The sequence below is a fragment of the Nitrobacter sp. 62-23 genome, assembly GCF_001897285.1.
In the GTDB taxonomy this organism is placed as follows: domain Bacteria; phylum Pseudomonadota; class Alphaproteobacteria; order Rhizobiales; family Xanthobacteraceae; genus Nitrobacter.
Genome location: NZ_MKSM01000071.1, coordinates 1 through 16,631, shown reverse-complemented (window position 1 = coordinate 16,631; position 16,631 = coordinate 1). Strand labels below are relative to the sequence as shown.

18 protein-coding genes and 2 tRNA genes are annotated in these 16,631 nt (G+C 62.1%); 14 read left to right on the top strand and 6 right to left on the bottom strand.

Going from position 1 to position 16,631, the window contains the following annotated elements; translation table 11 throughout:
* From BGO16_RS06390 to BGO16_RS06380, 3 genes are all read left to right on the top strand, one after another.
* Positions 1 to 1,028 (top strand): S16 family serine protease (locus BGO16_RS06390; protein ID WP_292617755.1); only part of this gene is annotated, 1,028 nt, incomplete at its 5' end.
* Positions 1,029 to 1,362: 334 nt separating this feature from the next.
* Positions 1,363 to 1,439, top strand: a tRNA-Val gene (locus BGO16_RS06385).
* A gap of 28 nt (positions 1,440 to 1,467) precedes the next feature.
* Positions 1,468 to 2,325, top strand: coding sequence for a class I SAM-dependent methyltransferase (locus tag BGO16_RS06380; protein ID WP_292617754.1), 858 nt, complete (start codon positions 1,468 to 1,470; stop codon positions 2,323 to 2,325).
* Positions 2,326 to 2,442: 117 nt separating this feature from the next.
* Here BGO16_RS06380 and BGO16_RS06375 read toward each other — a convergent pair whose 3' ends face one another.
* Positions 2,443 to 2,766, bottom strand: a complete 324-nt coding sequence (locus BGO16_RS06375) for a hypothetical protein (protein ID WP_292617753.1) — start codon at positions 2,764 to 2,766, stop codon at positions 2,443 to 2,445.
* Between the two features lie 217 nt (positions 2,767 to 2,983).
* Between BGO16_RS06375 and BGO16_RS06370 the strand changes: the two genes are divergently transcribed.
* A complete protein-coding gene (locus BGO16_RS06370; RefSeq protein WP_292617752.1) occupies positions 2,984 to 4,138 on the top strand; it encodes an acyltransferase in 1,155 nt (384 codons plus the stop codon).
* 25 nt (positions 4,139 to 4,163) lie between these two features.
* On the opposite strand, the gene pepT is transcribed toward BGO16_RS06370, so the two are convergent.
* Together pepT and BGO16_RS06360 are read right to left on the bottom strand one after the other, a co-directional pair.
* Positions 4,164 to 5,417 (bottom strand): peptidase T, encoded by a 1,254-nt coding sequence (gene pepT, locus BGO16_RS06365; RefSeq protein ID WP_292617751.1) that lies wholly within the window; start codon positions 5,415 to 5,417, stop codon positions 4,164 to 4,166.
* Positions 5,418 to 5,595: 178 nt separating this feature from the next.
* Entirely contained in the window at positions 5,596 to 5,895 is a 300-nt protein-coding gene (locus tag BGO16_RS06360; protein WP_292617749.1) for an HU family DNA-binding protein, read from the bottom strand.
* Positions 5,896 to 6,109: 214 nt separating this feature from the next.
* Here BGO16_RS06360 and BGO16_RS06355 point away from each other — a divergent pair.
* Positions 6,110 to 6,186, top strand: a tRNA-Asp gene (locus BGO16_RS06355).
* A 112-nt stretch (positions 6,187 to 6,298) separates the two neighbouring features.
* Here the strand turns inward: BGO16_RS06355 and BGO16_RS06350 are convergent.
* The 3 genes from BGO16_RS06350 to BGO16_RS06340 form a co-directional block, all read right to left on the bottom strand.
* A complete protein-coding gene (locus BGO16_RS06350; protein WP_292617748.1) occupies positions 6,299 to 6,466 on the bottom strand; it encodes a hypothetical protein in 168 nt (55 codons plus the stop codon).
* A 113-nt stretch (positions 6,467 to 6,579) separates the two neighbouring features.
* Positions 6,580 to 6,912, bottom strand: coding sequence for a hypothetical protein (locus BGO16_RS06345; protein ID WP_292617747.1), 333 nt, complete (start codon positions 6,910 to 6,912; stop codon positions 6,580 to 6,582).
* Positions 6,913 to 7,291: 379 nt separating this feature from the next.
* A complete protein-coding gene (locus BGO16_RS06340) occupies positions 7,292 to 7,486 on the bottom strand; it encodes a hypothetical protein (RefSeq protein WP_292617746.1) in 195 nt (64 codons plus the stop codon).
* Between the two features lie 347 nt (positions 7,487 to 7,833).
* Between BGO16_RS06340 and BGO16_RS06335 the strand changes: the two genes are divergently transcribed.
* The 9 genes from BGO16_RS06335 to nuoH all read left to right on the top strand — a co-directional run.
* Positions 7,834 to 8,199: an NADH-quinone oxidoreductase subunit A gene (locus BGO16_RS06335; protein WP_292617757.1), complete on the top strand. Its 366-nt coding sequence runs from the start codon at positions 7,834 to 7,836 to the stop codon at positions 8,197 to 8,199.
* A complete protein-coding gene (locus BGO16_RS06330; RefSeq protein ID WP_292617745.1) occupies positions 8,190 to 8,795 on the top strand; it encodes an NADH-quinone oxidoreductase subunit B in 606 nt (201 codons plus the stop codon). Before BGO16_RS06335 ends, BGO16_RS06330 begins: the two co-directional genes overlap by 10 nt.
* Positions 8,796 to 8,807: 12 nt before the next feature.
* The gene (locus BGO16_RS06325) at positions 8,808 to 9,428 is read left to right on the top strand and encodes an NADH-quinone oxidoreductase subunit C (RefSeq protein WP_292617744.1); all 621 of its coding nucleotides are present in this window, start codon (positions 8,808 to 8,810) and stop codon (positions 9,426 to 9,428) included.
* Positions 9,428 to 10,636, top strand: a complete 1,209-nt coding sequence (locus tag BGO16_RS06320) for an NADH-quinone oxidoreductase subunit D (RefSeq protein ID WP_292617743.1) — start codon at positions 9,428 to 9,430, stop codon at positions 10,634 to 10,636. The genes BGO16_RS06325 and BGO16_RS06320 overlap by 1 nt, the downstream gene beginning before the upstream one ends.
* On the top strand, positions 10,636 to 11,598 hold the full coding sequence (locus tag BGO16_RS06315) for an FkbM family methyltransferase (RefSeq protein ID WP_292617756.1): 963 nt from the start codon (positions 10,636 to 10,638) through the stop codon (positions 11,596 to 11,598). The genes BGO16_RS06320 and BGO16_RS06315 overlap by 1 nt, the downstream gene beginning before the upstream one ends.
* Positions 11,599 to 11,611: 13 nt before the next feature.
* Entirely contained in the window at positions 11,612 to 12,367 is a 756-nt protein-coding gene (nuoE, locus tag BGO16_RS06310) for an NADH-quinone oxidoreductase subunit NuoE (protein ID WP_292617742.1), read from the top strand.
* The gene (gene nuoF / locus BGO16_RS06305; RefSeq protein WP_292617741.1) at positions 12,367 to 13,692 is read left to right on the top strand and encodes an NADH-quinone oxidoreductase subunit NuoF; all 1,326 of its coding nucleotides are present in this window, start codon (positions 12,367 to 12,369) and stop codon (positions 13,690 to 13,692) included. The genes nuoE and nuoF overlap by 1 nt, the downstream gene beginning before the upstream one ends.
* A 4-nt stretch (positions 13,693 to 13,696) precedes the next feature.
* Complete coding sequence (gene nuoG, locus BGO16_RS06300; protein ID WP_292617740.1) at positions 13,697 to 15,772, top strand: NADH-quinone oxidoreductase subunit NuoG; 2,076 nt, start codon at positions 13,697 to 13,699, stop codon at positions 15,770 to 15,772.
* Positions 15,773 to 15,777: 5 nt separating this feature from the next.
* A partial coding sequence (nuoH, locus tag BGO16_RS06295; RefSeq protein ID WP_292617739.1) for an NADH-quinone oxidoreductase subunit NuoH occupies positions 15,778 to 16,631 on the top strand: 854 nt, incomplete at its 3' end.

The window sequence follows — 16,631 nt, the reverse complement described above, 5'->3', positions numbered from 1 at the left end:
ACGATCTCTCCAACGTGATGTTCCTCACGACCGCGAATACGCTGAATATTCCCGGACCGCTGATGGACCGCATGGAGATCATCCGGATCGCGGGTTACACCGAGAACGAGAAGGTCGAGATCGCCCGCAAGCATCTCATCCCGAACGCGCTCAGCAAGCACGGCCTTGATTCGAAGGAGTGGTCGATCGATGACGACGCGCTTCTGCTGATCATTCGCCGTTACACCCGCGAAGCCGGCGTTCGTAATCTGGAGCGTGAGCTTTCCACACTCGCCCGCAAGGCCGTGAAGGAGCTGATGCTCTCGAAGAAGAAGTCGGTGAAGGTGACCGAGAAGGTCGTCGAGGAGTTTCTCGGAGTTCCGAAGTATCGCTTCGGCGAGATCGAGACCGACGATCAGGTCGGTGTCGTCACCGGTCTGGCATGGACAGACGTTGGCGGCGAACTGCTGACGATCGAAAGCGTGATGATGCCCGGCAAGGGGCGCATGACGGTCACGGGCAACCTGCGCGACGTGATGAAGGAATCGATATCGGCGGCGGCGTCCTATGTCCGCTCGCGCGCGATCACCTTCGGGATCGAGCCGCCGCTGTTCGAGCGGCGCGACATCCACGTCCACGTGCCCGAGGGCGCCACGCCGAAGGATGGTCCCTCGGCCGGCGTTGCTATGGCGACCACGATCGTCTCGGTGCTGACCGGCATTCCGATCCGGCGCGACATCGCGATGACGGGCGAGATCACGCTGCGCGGCAGGGTGTTGCCGATCGGCGGCCTGAAGGAGAAGCTGTTGGCTGCGGCGCGAGGCGGCATCAAGACGGTGCTGATTCCCGAGGACAACGCCAAGGATCTCACGGAGATCTCGGACGCCATCAAGGGCGGATTGGATATCATTCCGGTCGCCCGGATGGATGAGGTGATCGCCAAAGCGTTGGTGCGGCAGCCGAAGCCGATTGTCTGGGAGGAGGATCCCAAGCTTCCGGTCAAGCCCGATGCGGCCGACGAGGCGGCGGGTGGCCTGACCGCGCACTGAGGACGTGACGAATCGACCAGACGGCGCCCTTCGCGGGCGCCGTTTGCGTTACGAGACGGCCTGCCGGAGGAGCGCCGCGGGAACACTAATGGCAATGCGCTTGCTGTTTTCTCGGCTCCCAGGGCCGTATTCGAGGGATCGGCTTCAACGGCCGCGACCGGCGGCCTGCGTGGCGGGAGGGGGCGGCGCCAGAGCATGATCCCGAAAAGTGGAAAACCGATTTTCGGATAAGATCATGCTCAATCAAAAGGATAAGGCTAGATTCTTGATTTGACGCGTTTCTTCACACGAACCGAATTCCACTTCACTCGAAAACGCTATAAACAAGAGGCGAGGGCGGCTAGCTCAGCTGGTTAGAGCATCTCGTTTACACCGAGAGGGTCGGGAGTTCGAATCTCTCGCCGCCTACCATTGATTTCAGGTTCCTGCGGGAGCGGCGATGGCGGAAGATCCCCAGACACCGAACGCGGACCAGATCGCTTACTGGAATGGACCTGGCGGTCAACGTTGGGTCGATCGGCAGCAGGCTCAGGACGAGATGCTGGAGCCGGTGTTGGCGATCCTGCTCGATCGCGCCAAAGCGCGTTCGGGTGAGCGCGTCATCGATGTTGGCTGCGGCTGCGGAGCCACCACGCGGGCGTTTGCCGAGAAGGTCGGCGCTGCCGGCCGCGTTCTCGGTGTCGACGTCTCGGCGCCGATGCTGCAACGGGCGAGGCAAGTCGCGCCGCAAAACGCTCGGGTAGAATTCCGGCTCGCTGACGCGAGTGTGTATCCATTCAAGCCGGAATGGTATGATCTGATCGTCTCCCGGTTCGGCGTGATGTTCTTTGCCGAGCCCGCCGCATCGTTCGCCAATCTGAGAAAGGCGTTGCGGCCGGGCGGCCGCCTGACCTTCCTGTGCTGGCGCGAAGCGCGCGCCAATCCCTGGCTGATGGCGCCGCTTCAGGCGGCTTACCGTCATGTCCCGAAACTGCCCGAAGTCGGACCGGAGGACCCCGGTCCGTTTTCGCTCGCCTCCGAAGCCCGCGTTCATCACATCCTTGGCAAGGCCGGTTTTTCCGACACGGCGATGGAGGCTTGCGATCTCTCATTGGATATCGCGGTCGGCGGCGGGCTCGATACCGCTGTTGAGTCGGCCCTTCAGATCGGCCCCACCAGCCGCGCGATTGAGGGCCAGCCTGCCGATGTTGTTGCCGCCGTCAGGAAGTCGATCCGCGAGGCGCTCGCTCCGTTCGCCGAAGGGCAGGCGGTTATGCTTCCGGGGTCGATCTGGGTCGTGACCGCACGAAACCCATGATTGCGGCGGCTGCCTGGAGAGCCTTTCCGCTTCTGAGGGCATCAGAAGTGGGGCTCTCTGATTGTGATTTGACGCGTTTTCTTTACGCGAACCGTCCCCGCTTCGCGTGAAAACGCTCTAGCAATATCCGTAAAGCCCGCAGGCGTAGGGCAACCGGCCGAAATAGAATGAGATCGCGGAGCGGTCCTCATAGTAGGGACGATAGTAGAAATCGTTCGGCCTTCCGTAATAGCCGGGCACGGGCGGCGGCGGAAACCGGAAACGATAAAGCGCGCTTTCGGGATAGTCCTTCTCTTCCTCGCGCACGATACGCGCGCGCGCAGGAGCGACCGGCTCGGCAAAGATTTTGCCGATGCGGCTATGCACAGGCATGTCGGCGGCCTGTGTGGGCGCTCCCGACAGAGCGCATATGATCATCGCGAGCAGGACGAAGCGCGTCATTTCGAATCCCTCTTCAGAGCATGGATCATAGCTCGCGAGATTTACGAAAGATTAACGATGCCGGGCGCGCGGCTGCTGTTGCCGGATCGCTGTCATTCAGAAGATGACGGTTACTACTTGTTAACCGCGGTGGCGAACCACGGCGACCGGAGTGAATTCTTCAACCGGAACGTAAGCGTGGCCATGCTAGTCGAAGGCGATCATTGGAGACATTCGGATGTCGCCGGTTGGACTGGGGCCGAACAGCCTCGACGCTCGTGGTGGTCGCATCATCGCGCTCGATGGTGTCCGCGGCATGATGATGCTTTTCGTCCTGATCTCGCATTATTTTGCCGAGATCACGAACGGCCTGCATTGGCTCGGCTTTGGCTGGTATGCCGTGCAGATGTTCTTCATCCTCAGCGGCTTTCTCATCGGGCGCCTGATTATCGAGCGCAAGCACCACGCCAATTTCCTGCCTGTATTCGTCATGCGCCGGGTCTGCAGGACGTTTCCGTCCTACATGGTCAGCATCCTTATGATCTTCGGCGTGCTCTGGATATTTCGAAGCGAGTCGTGGACTCACTTCGAGAGCGAGTTTCCGCTCTGGTCCTATCTGACCTTTACCCAGAACATCTTCATGGCGACCACCGGGGGCGTCGGCGCATACTGGGCGGCGCCGAGCTGGACGCTGGCGCTTGAGGAACAGCTTTATATTCTGCTGCCATTCGTGTTTTTTCTTGCGCCGCGCCGTTTCTGGCTGAGGATTCTCATTGCGATCGCGCTGCTTGCCGTGGCGCTCCGTGCCATGATTTTCACCACTGGCCTTGTTGGGCCGACCTGGGGACTCGTCCTATTGCCCGCCCGCGGCGATACGCTGGTTGCCGGCGTGATCGCGGCGATCGTCTACAAGGAACGCCTTGTCGATCTCGCGCGCTACGATCTGTTGCTGCGGCTCGCGCCGCTGGTGCTGATGGTGGCCTGCCTTGTCATTGCGTTGATCGATCCGTCTCAGCGGCTGTTCAATATTTTTGCGCCGTTTCTGCTTTCCTTCGGCTTCGCCTGCTTTCTCCTGGCCGTGGTGCGGGGCGCGCCCGAAGCGAAGCGATACGAGAACCGGTTTCTGCGGTTTCTCGGCGACATTTCGTACTGCGTTTATCTCACGCACCTGATGGTGCTGGGCCTGATGCATGGCCTGATCCTGCACGCCAAGCCGGAGCTTGGCAGCGTGACGCAGTGGCTGGTGACGCTGGCTGCACTGCCTTTGGCCGTGCTATTGGGCTGGGTGATGACTGCGTTGATCGAGGCGCCGCTGACGGCCTATGGCCGGAGCTGGAAATGGAGCGGTGATGTTGTCCGCGCCGATCCGTTGCCTGAGGGCGCGCGCTCCTGATGTGAAATGGACGGCCCGTCCGGCGTCAGGCGCGTTCTTCCCAGATCGCGGCAAGATGCACGATGGTGCGAACAGCCGCCTCCATGTCCTGCACGCTGACCCATTCGGTGCGCGAATGGAACGCGTGCTCGCCGGCGAAGATGTTGGGGCAGGGCAGCCCCATGAACGACAGCCGCGAGCCATCGGTGCTGCCGCGGATGCTGCCTTTGACGGGTTCAAGGCCGGCGCGGCGGATCGCTTCCATCGCGTTGTCGATGATCGCGGGATGATGGTCCACGATCTGTTTCATGTTGCGATACTGCGGCTGGATGTTCAGCCGGTAGGTCGAATGCGGGAAGTCCGCCATGACCTCGCGGACGATTTTCTCCAGCAGGGCTGCTTTTTCCTTCAGTCCGGCGTCGGTGAAGTCGCGCACGATGAAGCTGAGCGTCGCGCGTTCCAGCGTGCCGCTGATGCCGGTGGGATGCAGAAAACCCTCGCGGCCGTCTGTGGTTTCGGGCGAACAGGTATCTTTCGGAAGCCGGTCGACGATGCGGGATGCGATCTTGATCGCGTGCTCCATCTTGCCCTTGGCGAAACCGGGGTGGGCGCTGACACCCTCGATGGTAAGAACGGCGCCATCAGCCGAGAACGTTTCGTCCTCGATATGGCCCGCCGTCTCACCGTCGATGGTGTAGGCGAAGGTCGCGCCAAGTTTTTTCAGATCGACCTTGTCGACGCCGCGCCCGATTTCCTCATCGGGCGTGAACAGGATCTTGATGGTGCCATGCTTGATCTGGGGATTGGCGAGCAGAACCTGGGCGGCGTCCATGATCTCGGCGACGCCCGCCTTGTTGTCGGCACCGAGCAGCGTGGTGCCGTCGGACGTGACGATGTCATGGCCGATCTGGCCAACCAGCGCCGGGTTGTCCGCCAACCGGATCACCTGCGACGGATCGCCGCATAATCTGATGTCGCCGCCGCGATAATTCCTGACGATCTGTGGCCTGACGTTTGCGCCTGAACAGTCCGGCGAGGTGTCCATATGCGAGCAGAAGCAGATAACCGGCACCTGCTTGAAACTGTTTGCGGGGATCGTCGCGTACACGTAACCGCACTGGTCGAGATGGGCGTCCGCCGCGCCGATCTCCCGCAGCTCTTGTACCAGCAGGCGGCCGAGGTTTTTCTGCTTCTCCGTGGACGGGCAAGTCAGAGATATCGGGTCCGACTGGGTATCGATGACGACATAGCGCAGGAAGCGCTCCGTCACCGTGTGCTTGAATGTCATCGGAGCGGCCATCGTATCGAAAGGATATCGCAGGCCGGCGGCCTTCTACAGGGAAATCAGATCTTCCAATGGCCGGTTCTGGCCGGAGATATGCCGATTGCCGATCCGGTTTATTGACCTGGCCTGACGATCCGTCCGGCGGGAAAGCCCTCAGGCGTTCAAACCGGACCGATCCGATCCCGCGCGCCGGTCAGACGGCTTCCTTGAGTTCTTTCGCGGCCCGGAACGCGACTTTCTTTGAGGCCTTGATGTGAATGGCTTCGCCGGTGGCCGGGTTGCGACCCATGCGGGCGGCGCGCTTGCGAACTTGAAGGATGCCGAGACCGACGATGCGGATACGGTCGCCCTTCTTGAGGTGCTTGGTGATGCGGGTGACCATGTCGCCCAGGATGGCCTCGGTGGCCTTCTTCGACAACTCATGGTCATCGGCCAACGCCGCCGCGAGATGCTTCAGCGTCACGGTGCTCGGGGTCGCTGCCTTTTTCGCCATATGGCTTTTCCTCGTCGTTGCTGGCTTCGGAAGCCAAGGCGTATCAGGCATTGGTCGATTCGGGGAGGTGCCGACCACGTGGTTTTGCCTGTAAACAGCGTGTTTTTTGCATTGATCCCTCGAAAATGCCTGCCATCCAAGGGGATTTGCAACCGCCTTGACTTGGCAAGGCCCCGCCTTTAAGCCCTCACACCTGTGCGGATACATGGCATCCGCGGGAGTAGCTCAGTTGGTTAGAGCGCCGCCCTGTCACGGCGGAGGCCGCGGGTTCGAGTCCCGTCTCTCGCGCCAGTGTTTTCAAAGACTTAGCGCCGATCAGGCCAAGGCTTTCTGACTCTGCCCAGAGTCACTTTCTGACTCTTTCCATTATTTTGATCCTCCTCTGTTCGTGGAACGAAGGTGCTCACGGCCGCGCTTCATCCGCCAGCCTGACAACCTGCGCGCGCTGATGCAGGTAGGTCGCCTGCAGCTCCTTGTTGGTGTCGATCGAGTTGGCCATCTTGCCAGCCAGATGCATCGGGTCGACGTTACCCGCCACGGCGTCGATGGCGCCTGAGCGACGGAAATCCATCACCGTGCGATCGAACTCGTGGAAGGAAGAAATAAGCCGGTCCGGCGGAGCTTTCTCATAAGAAAAAGCCGCCCAGTGGACGGCCTTTTCGTAACGCGATTGTAAAAGCTCCCTCAGGTGCCGCCGCTATATCCGGTTTTCTCCTGACCCTGCGGGTTGTTGTCCGGATTGTCTTGCTGCACGGCCTTCTTGATCTCCGCTTTTCGGATGCTTTCATCCTGCTGTTGTTGCACGTGCGGCCTCTCGCCTCGATTCTGCTGTTGGTCCGGATTTTGTTGGTTCATCGTCTTTTGGTCTGGATATCCAGGATCGGGGTTCGGCGTGTCTGCGAGCGACCGTGGCCGGCTTTGCCGCGTGTTATCGGGAGCTGGGGGCGGATGAGCGCCTTGGGGGTCCTGAGGTACATTTTTTCCCACACTGGGACGCGTTTCGGGATCGTAAGCCATCGGAAGCGCCTCCTTTCATTGATGCGGGTTAACCAGCGCGCTCCGAGCACGTTCCGAAGGAACAACGGTTCCTTCGTTACGGCTTGCTCACCTTGTCCTCGCGTGGTCTCCAACCGTTTCGCCCTGAGACGCTGCGGCGAGGTTGCGTATTCGACGCTGGCTCTGTTGCCTCGCCGGATGGCGTCAGGCTCGACGGGCGAAGGGGCTTGCCCGCGACATCCAGCCGCAGGCTTTGTCCGACGTCTGTAGTGTTTTCGAGCGAAGTGCGAAGTGGATACCGGTTCGCGTGACGAAACGGGCTAATCAAAACGGCCCACGCTTCGCTCTGATGCAGGGCCGCATGACGGCAAAACTGTCCGCGGGGCTGAACAATCCGAAATCATCTCACCAGGGATGCTCCCGAGCTGGACATCATCGTCGGCTGGCCGGCTTTGAGAATATGGACGGTCTGGACAGTGTCGGTGCCCGGACGGACGGAGGTGCCGAAAGCTGCCAGCGCGGCGCCGAGGACCAGCGCGATAGCCACGATCTTCAGGTGTGTGGCGCGGTCCGCGCTCTTGATCGAATGGTTCATGGTGGCCTCCTGCTCTTTTTCGGCGTCGCATGCGCCGTTAGCAGAAGGAGTAAATCCGGTCTGTTTCAGAACGGCTTCTTCAGAACGGCTTCGCGGCCTTCCCAAAATGGTTTCGTAAGCCGGTTTTTGCGGAGGCGGACGCGGGGTTCGATTGAATGTCGCGGCGCAGCGTCGAGGGGAGGGCTGCCGCGTCGTCTGCGGCTCTTGTCAAGCCGCAAAATCTCTCGTCTTGGGTGCGTCAAAATGGGCTATCTTGCCACCCCTGTTGCACTAAGCTAAAGCCTCTCAAAAGTTCCAATAGTCTAACAAAATCTGCGGGTCGAACGCCGCAGCGAGGGGAAGCGCCGATGACCGGCATTTTGCAGAACTATCTGCCGCTTGTGGTGTTTATCGGTATAGCGGCTGTGATCGGTGCCGTGCTGCTGATCGCCCCCTTTATCGTCGCCTATCAACAGCCCGACCCGGAGAAGCTTTCGGCCTACGAATGCGGATTCAACGCATTCGACGATGCCCGGATGAAGTTCGACGTCAGGTTTTACCTCGTCGCCATTCTTTTCATCATTTTTGACCTTGAGGTCGCATTTCTATTCCCTTGGGCGATCACGTTCGGCAAGCTCGGCGCCACGGGCTTCTGGTCGATGATCGTGTTCCTTGGTGTGCTGACCATCGGTTTTGCCTACGAATGGAAGAAAGGCGCGCTCGAATGGGATTGAGCTCTCCTACCACCAGGTTCGCGAGTTCTGCCGGCGGCCCGATCACGGGTTCGGCAGCGACCTCGGTTTTGGATCCCAGGACCGGCCGGCCGGTGGGCGCCGGCGATCCCTATTTCCTCGAGGTCAAGCACGAACTGTCCGACAAGGGCTTCTTCGTCGCCGCCGCCGACGACCTCATCACCTGGGCGCGCACCGGCTCCTTGATGTGGATGACCTTCGGTCTCGCCTGCTGCGCGGTCGAGATGATGCAGGTGTCGATGCCGCGCTACGATGTCGAGCGCTTCGGTTTCGCGCCGCGCGCTTCGCCGCGCCAGTCGGATGTGATGATCGTGGCCGGCACGCTGACCAACAAGATGGCGCCCGCGCTGCGCAAGGTCTACGACCAGATGCCGGAACCGCGCTACGTCATCTCGATGGGATCGTGCGCCAACGGTGGCGGCTACTACCACTATTCCTATTCGGTGGTGCGCGGCTGCGACCGGATCGTGCCGATCGATGTCTATGTGCCGGGCTGTCCGCCGACGGCGGAGGCGCTGCTCTACGGCATTTTGCTGCTGCAGAAAAAGATCCGGCGCACTGGAACCATCGAACGCTAGAGGTTTGAAGGAATGGACGACAGCAGGCTCGATGCCTTGGGTCAGATGATCGTCGCCACGCTTGCGGGCGCGGCGACCGGCCATTCCGTGTCGTTCGGTCAACTGAGTGTCACGGTCGAGGCGGCGAAGATCGTCGAGGTCGCCCGCTTCATTCGCGACGATCAGCGCTGCCGCTTCGTCAACATCACCGACGTGACGGCGGTCGACTATCCGGGCCGGGAGAAGCGCTTCGACGTGGTCTATCACTTCCTGTCGCCGACGCTGAATACGCGCATTCGTCTGCGGCTCGAGGCTTCGGAGACCACGCAGGTGCCGTCGCTGATCGACGTGTTTCCCGGTGCCGACTGGTTCGAACGGGAGACTTACGATCTCTACGGCGTGATCTTCACCGGGCACCCCGACATGCGGCGTTTGTTGACCGACTACGGCTTCGACGGACATCCGCTGCGCAAGGACTTTCCGCTCACGGGGTTCGTCGAGGTGCGTTACGACGATGCCGAGAAGCGGGTGGTGTACGAGCCGGTGCGTCTCAATCAGGAATTCCGCAAGTTCGATTTCATGTCGCCCTGGGAAGGCGCGGATTATCCGCTGCCGGGCGACGAGAAGGCGACCGGCGGCAAGGCGGGTGGCTGATGACCGAAGCACTTGGTACCGAAACCCCCGGTATGCGCAACTTCACCATCAATTTCGGACCGCAGCATCCGGCGGCGCACGGCGTGTTGCGCCTGGTGCTGGAGCTGGATGGCGAGGTGGTCGAGCGCGTTGATCCGCACATCGGCCTGCTTCATCGCGGTACCGAGAAGCTGATCGAGCAGAAGACCTATCTGCAGGCGATTCCTTATTTCGACCGGCTCGACTACGTCGCGCCGATGAATCAGGAACACGCCTTCTGTCTCGCGGCCGAAAAGCTTTTGGGCATCGCGGTGCCGCGCCGCGGCCAGTTGATCCGGGTGCTCTACTGCGAGATCGGCCGCATTCTCTCGCATCTCCTCAATGTCACGACGCAGGCGATGGACGTCGGCGCTCTCACGCCGCCGCTGTGGGGCTTCGAGGAGCGCGAAAAGCTGATGATGTTCTACGAGCGCGCGTCCGGTTCGCGGATGCATGCCGCGTATTTCCGCGTCGGCGGCGTGCATCAGGACCTGCCGCAAAAGCTGATCGACGACATCGACGCCTGGTGCGATCCGTTTCTGCAGGTCGTCGCCGACCTCGACCAGTTGCTGACCGCCAGCCGCATTTTCAAGCAGCGCAACGTCGATATCGGCGTGGTGACACTGAAGCAGGCCTGGGAATGGGGTTTCTCCGGCGTCATGGTTCGTGGCTCCGGCGCGGCCTGGGATTTGCGCAAGTCGCAGCCTTACGAATGCTATGCCGAGATGGACTTCGATATTCCGATCGGCAAGAACGGCGACTGCTATGATCGCTATCTCATTCGCATGGAGGAGATGCGGCAGTCGGTGCGGATCATGAAGCAGTGCATCGCCAAGCTGCGCGCCGCCGACGGGCAGGGGCCGGTGGCGGTCGAGGACAACAAGATTTTCCCGCCGCGCCGCGGCGAGATGAAGCGCTCGATGGAAGCGCTGATCCATCACTTCAAGCTTTACACCGAGGGCTTCCACGTTCCGGCGGGCGAGGTCTATGCGGCGGTGGAAGCGCCCAAGGGAGAGTTCGGCGTCTACCTCGTCTCCGACGGCAGCAACAAGCCCTACAAGTGCAAGATCCGCGCGCCGGGTTTCGCGCATCTGCAGGCGATGGATTTCATCTGCCGGGGACATCTGCTGGCGGACGTCTCCGCCATTCTCGGCTCGCTCGACATCGTGTTCGGAGAGGTTGACCGGTGATCGCCCAGCCGCCGATCCAGTTCGACCGGACCTCCGGCGTTCTCGAAGGAGCCAGCGCCTGGGAGCGCGCGGCTGCGCTGGCGCTGGTTGCGGGCTCCAAGGTGTCGTCGCTGTTCGCGCATCGCGGCTACAACATTTGCGCCAACCTGCTGCGCAAGACATTGCCGGAGCGCGACATCGCCGTCAGGCTCAATTCCGATGCCACGTTCGCGTTTCCCTATGGCGACGGCTACTGGAGCAAGCTGCTCAATCGCTCCTTCAAGTATGAAGACGAGCTTGAACTGCTGTTTCGCGACTCCGCCGACGTCGACTACACGTTGCTCGATTGCGGCGCCAATTACGGCTACTGGTCGGTACTGGTCACCAGCAAACCGTTCGGGTCGCGCAAGGCGATCGCGATCGAGCCGTCGTCGAAGAATTTTGCCAGGCTTTCGAACAACGCAAAGATCAACGGCAACCGCTTCGAGGTGATGCAGAGCGCCATCGGCGCGGCACGCGGCACCGCGCGCCTGTCCGGCACCAAGCACGAGGCTTTCAGCATCGCCGGCGGCGCCGGTGCGGGCGGGGAGAGCGTGCCGGTGCTGGCGCTCGACGACCTGCTCGACGACGGCAGGATTTCGCCCGACGGCAAGTACCTGATCAAGCTCGACGTCGAAGGCGTCGAGATCGAAGCCATCAAGGGTGGTCCCCGCATATTGCAAGGCGATGCCGTGATCCTGTGCGAGGAACACGGCAACGATCCGAACCACACCGTGTCGCGCTATATTCTGGAGCAGACGCCGCTCACGCTGATCGCGCACGATCCGGCCAACGGCCGCTTCGAGACGTTGACCGAGCTTTCCATTCTGAACCGCATCAAGGTCGCCTCGCACGTTGGATACAATGTGTTCGCCACCTCGAGCGCATTCTGGCTCGATCGTTTTCGTCGCCTGAACGCGACTGCGTCGCAACGTATTCATTGAGGACTGGAGTACGATGTCCGTTCGCCGCCTGGCCCCCAAAGAACAGCAGCCCGCGAGTTTCGCGTTCAGCGCGGAGAATCTTGCCTGGGCCAAGAAGCAGATTGCGCAGTATCCGGCGGGCCGCCAGGCGTCCGCGGCCATCGCGATTTTGTGGCGCGCGCAGGAACAGAACGGCGGATGGATCTCCGAGGCTGCGATCCGCGCTGTCGCCGACCTGCTCGACATGCCCTACATCCGGATGCTGGAGATCGCGACCTTCTACACGATGTTCCAGTTGCAGCCCGTCGGCAGGAAGGCCCACATCCAGGTCTGCGGCACCACGCCGTGCCGTCTGCGCGGCGCCGAGGACATCCTCGACGTCTGCAAAAAACGCATCCATCACGAGCCCTTTCATCTGTCAAAGGACGGCGACTTCTCGTGGGAAGAGGTCGAGTGCCTTGGCGCCTGCGTCAACGCGCCGATGGTGTTGATCTGGAAGGATACCTATGAGGATCTGACGAAGGAGAACTTCGGCAAGGTGCTGGACGGGTTTGCTTCCGGCAATCCGCCGAAGCCCGGCCCGCAGATCGATCGCCAGTTTTCCGCGCCTGTCGGCGGTCCGACGACCTTGAACACGCGGGCCGGGAAGGGCGAGGGCGGGCGGCCTGCAAGCGCTCAGCCGGCGTTGACGGATGCGGACGCCAAGAAGCCGACCGACTCCGCAAGCCGCCGGGAAAGCCCCACGCCGAAACCTCCCGCCGACGACGCGACCAGGAAGGGCAAGACCTGATGCTCGACGACAAGGATCGCATCTTCCGCAATCTCTACGGCCTCCACGACTGGCGGCTCGCTGGCGCTCGCCGCCGTGGCGCATGGGACGGCACCAAGGCCATCGTCAACAAGGGCCGCGACTGGATCGTCAGCGAGATGAAGGCGTCGGGCCTGCGCGGCCGCGGCGGAGCCGGATTCCCGACCGGCATGAAATGGTCCTTCATGCCGAAGGACAGCGCTGATGGCCGCCCGAGCTACCTCGTCGTCAATGCTGACGAGTCCGAGCCCGGCACCTGCAAGGATCGCGAGATCATGCGGCACGATCCGCATCTCTTGATCGAAGGCTGTCTGCTGGCCGGCGTCGGCATGGGCGCCCATACCGGCTACATCTACATTCGCGGCGAATTCATCCGCGAGCGCGAGCATCTCCAGGCCGCCATTGACGAGGCCTATGAGGCCAAGCTGATCGGCAAGGATAATATCCACGGCTTCCCGTTCGATCTGTACGTCGCCCATGGCGCGGGCGCCTACATCTGCGGCGAGGAAACGGCGCTGCTGGAAAGCCTGGAAGGCAAGAAGGGCCAGCCGCGGCTGAAGCCGCCGTTCCCGGCCAATGTCGGCCTCTACGGTTGCCCGACTACCGTGAACAATGTCGAGTCCATTGCAGTCGCGCCGGATATCCTGCGGCGCGGCGCGGCCTGGTTCGCTGCCATCGGCCGTCCCAACAATGTCGGCACCAAGCTGTTCTGTATTTCGGGTCACGTCGAGCGCCCCTGCAACGTCGAAGAGGCGATGGGGATCACGTTCCGCGAACTGATCGATACCCATTGCGGCGGCATTCGCGGCGGCTGGGGCAATCTCAAGGCGGTGATTCCGGGCGGCTCCTCGGTGCGCATGGTGCCGGCCGAGCAGATCATCGATACGCCGATGGATTTCGACAGCCTGGGCAAGCTGCGCTCCGGCCTCGGCACCGCCGCCGTCATCGTCATGGACAAGTCGACCGACCTGATCCGGGCGATTGCGCGGATTTCCTATTTCTACAAGCACGAGAGCTGCGGCCAATGCACGCCGTGCCGCGAGGGAACCGGCTGGATGTGGCGGGTGCTGACGCGGATGGCGGAGGGCCGTGCTCACAAGCGTGAGATCGACATGCTGCTCGAAGTCACCAAGCAGGTCGAGGGCCACACCATTTGCGCCCTTGGCGATGCGGCAGCCTGGCCGATCCAGGGGCTGATCGCGCATTTCCGTCACGAAATCGAGGAGCGCATCGACCAGTATTCGCACAAGGCCGACCGCGACGATCAGGGCATCCTCGATCCCGCGCACATGGTGGCGGCGGAGTAGGGCCATGACGAAGCTTATCATCGACGGCAAAGAGATTGACGTCCCCGCCGAGTACACGCTGTTGCAGGCATGCGAGGCCGCAGGCGCCGAGATTCCGCGCTTCTGTTACCATGAGCGGCTGTCGATCGCGGGCAACTGCCGGATGTGTCTTGTCGAGATAAAGGGCGGTCCGAAGCCGGTCGCGAGCTGCGCCTGGGGCGTGCGCGACTGCCGTCCCGGTCCCAACGGTGAGCCGCCGCAAATCTCCACGCGCTCGCCGATGGTGAAGAAGGCGCGCGAAGGCGTGATGGAATTCCTGCTGATCAACCATCCGCTTGACTGCCCGATCTGCGATCAGGGCGGCGAGTGCGATTTGCAGGATCAGGCGATGGGATACGGCGTCGATACCTCGCGCTTCGCCGAGAACAAGCGCGCGGTCGAGGACAAGTATCTCGGCGCGCTGGTCAAGACGGTGATGACCCGCTGCATCCAGTGCACGCGCTGCGTCCGCTTCTGCGCGGAAGTGTGCGGCGCGCCGGAAATGGGCGCGATCGGCCGCGGCGAGGACATGGAGATCACGACCTACCTTGAAACCGCGCTGACGTCGGAACTGCAAGGCAACCTCGTCGATATCTGCCCGGTCGGCGCGCTGACATCGAAGCCCTATGCGTTCGCGGCACGGCCGTGGGAACTCGGCAAGACTCAATCCATCGACGTGATGGATGCGGTCGGTTCCGCCATTCGGGTCGATACGCGCGGGCGCGAGGTGATGCGTATCCTGCCTCGCGTCAACGAGGCGGTGAACGAGGAGTGGATTTCCGACAAGACCCGTCACATCGTCGACGGCTTGCGCACCCAGCGGCTCGACCGGCCCTACATCCGTGAAGATGGCGTGCTGCGCGAGGCCTCGTGGTCAGAAGCCTTCGCGGCGATTGCTGCGAAAGTCACGCAGGCCGACGGCAAGCGGATCGGCGCGATCGCCGGGGATCTTGCGGCTGTCGAGGAGATGTTCGCGCTGAAGGAGCTGCTGTCGAAACTCGGCTCGGTCAACGTCGCGGTGCAGGGCGGCGACGCGTTCGATCCGGCGGCGGGGCGGGCGTCCTACATCTTCAATCCGACGATCGCCGGCATCGAGCAGGCCGACGCGCTTTTGATCGTGGGGTCGAACCCGCGCAAGGAAGCGGCGATCCTCAACGCGCGCATCCGCAAGCGCTGGCGAACCGGTCAACTCAAGATCGGGGTGATCGGCGAGAGGGCCGATCTGGCTTACGAATACGATTATCTCGGTGCCGGTCCGGAATCGCTTGCCGACCTCGCGGCCGGAAAGAACAAGTTTCTCAGCGTATTGAAAGGCGCAAAAAATCCGATCGTGCTGGTCGGCGCCAGCGCGACGTCGCGGCAGGACGGCAGGGCCATTCTCGCGGCGGCGGCGAAGCTCGCCATGGATATCGGTGCGGTGAAGGACGATTGGAACGGATTCGCGGTGCTTCACGATGCGGCGTCGCGGGTCGGCGCGCTGGACCTCGGCTTCGCGCCCGGGAAAGCCGGCATGACTGTCACGCAAATGACCGCACCGGATGCGCTCGACGTTCTGTTTTCGCTCGGCGCCGATGAGATCAAGGCGCCGGATGAGGCGTTTGTTGTTTACATCGGCACCCACGGCGATGTCGGCGCGCACCGTGCCGATATCATCCTGCCGGGCGCGGCCTACACCGAGAAGACCGGCATCTACGTTAACACCGAAGGCCGGGTGCAGATGGCCGACCGCGCCGGCTTCCCGCCGGGCGAGGCGCGGGAGGACTGGGCCATCATCCGCGCATTGTCCGACGTGCTGGGCGGGACGCTGGGCTATGACTCGCTGGCGGCGCTGCGGCAGGCGATGTTCAAGGCGGCGCCGCACTTGATGCGGATCGATCAGATCGAGGCCGGCGATTCCCGCGCGGTCAAAAGTCTTGCAGGCAAGGGCGGCAATATCGAGAAATCGCCGTTCAAGGCTGCGGTTGACGACTATTACCTGACCAACCCGATCGCGCGGGCCTCGGCCGTAATGGCGGAATGCTCGCAGCTCGCGTCCGGTCGCATGCTGACGGCGGCGGAGTGAGCGTCATGGCCGAAATTTTCGCAATGCCGTTATGGACCGACTTTCTCTGGCCGCTGATCGTGATGGTCGCGCAGAGCGTGCTGCTGCTTGTCGTTCTGCTGATCGCGATCGCATACATCCTGCTCGCCGACCGAAAGATCTGGGCGGCGGTGCAGATCCGGCGCGGACCCAATGTCGTTGGACCATGGGGCCTATTTCAGTCGTTCGCTGATCTTCTCAAGTTCGTGCTGAAGGAACCGATCATTCCCTCCGGCGCCAACAAGGGCGTGTTCCTGCTGGCGCCGCTGGTTTCCTGCGTGCTGGCGCTGGCGGCGTGGGCGGTGATTCCGGTCAATTTGAACTGGGTGATCGCCGACATCAATGTCGGGATTCTCTACATTTTCGCGATCTCGTCGCTGTCGATCTACGGCATCATCATGGGCGGCTGGTCGTCGAATTCGAAATATCCGTTTCTCGCGGCATTGCGTTCGGCGGCGCAGATGGTCTCGTACGAGGTCTCGATCGGTTTCGTCATCATTACCGTGCTGCTCTGCGCCGGCTCGCTGAACCTCACGGCCATCGTCGAGGCCCAGCATGCCCGCGGCCTGGCCAGCATGATCGGACTGCCGTGGCTGACCTTCCTGAACTGGTACTGGCTGCCTCTGCTGCCGATGTTCGTGGTATTCTATGTTTCGGCCCTTGCGGAGACCAACCGTCCGCCGTTCGACCTGGTCGAGGCCGAATCCGAACTCGTCGCGGGCTTCATGGTCGAGTATGGCTCGACGCCGTACCTGTTATTCATGCTCGGCGAATATGTCGCGATCGCCACGATGTGCGCGATGGGCGCGATCCTGTTCATGGGCGGCTGGCTGCCGCCGGT

Bases quoted from the DNA above. Each gene is read 5' to 3' on its own strand.
- BGO16_RS06380 (WP_292617754.1), top strand. From the start codon at position 1,468: ATGGCGGAAGATCCCCAGACACCGAACGCGGACCAGATCGCTTACTGG.
- BGO16_RS06375 (WP_292617753.1), bottom strand. From the start codon at position 2,766: ATGACGCGCTTCGTCCTGCTCGCGATGATCATATGCGCTCTGTCGGGA.
- BGO16_RS06370 (WP_292617752.1), top strand. From the start codon at position 2,984: ATGTCGCCGGTTGGACTGGGGCCGAACAGCCTCGACGCTCGTGGTGGT.
- pepT (WP_292617751.1), bottom strand. From the start codon at position 5,417: ATGGCCGCTCCGATGACATTCAAGCACACGGTGACGGAGCGCTTCCTG.
- BGO16_RS06360 (WP_292617749.1), bottom strand. From the start codon at position 5,895: ATGGCGAAAAAGGCAGCGACCCCGAGCACCGTGACGCTGAAGCATCTC.
- BGO16_RS06350 (WP_292617748.1), bottom strand. From the start codon at position 6,466: ATGGATTTCCGTCGCTCAGGCGCCATCGACGCCGTGGCGGGTAACGTC.
- BGO16_RS06345 (WP_292617747.1), bottom strand. From the start codon at position 6,912: ATGGCTTACGATCCCGAAACGCGTCCCAGTGTGGGAAAAAATGTACCT.
- BGO16_RS06340 (WP_292617746.1), bottom strand. From the start codon at position 7,486: ATGAACCATTCGATCAAGAGCGCGGACCGCGCCACACACCTGAAGATC.
- BGO16_RS06335 (WP_292617757.1), top strand. From the start codon at position 7,834: ATGACCGGCATTTTGCAGAACTATCTGCCGCTTGTGGTGTTTATCGGT.
- BGO16_RS06330 (WP_292617745.1), top strand. From the start codon at position 8,190: ATGGGATTGAGCTCTCCTACCACCAGGTTCGCGAGTTCTGCCGGCGGC.
- BGO16_RS06325 (WP_292617744.1), top strand. From the start codon at position 8,808: ATGGACGACAGCAGGCTCGATGCCTTGGGTCAGATGATCGTCGCCACG.
- BGO16_RS06320 (WP_292617743.1), top strand. From the start codon at position 9,428: ATGACCGAAGCACTTGGTACCGAAACCCCCGGTATGCGCAACTTCACC.
- nuoE (WP_292617742.1), top strand. From the start codon at position 11,612: ATGTCCGTTCGCCGCCTGGCCCCCAAAGAACAGCAGCCCGCGAGTTTC.
- nuoF (WP_292617741.1), top strand. From the start codon at position 12,367: ATGCTCGACGACAAGGATCGCATCTTCCGCAATCTCTACGGCCTCCAC.
- nuoG (WP_292617740.1), top strand. From the start codon at position 13,697: ATGACGAAGCTTATCATCGACGGCAAAGAGATTGACGTCCCCGCCGAG.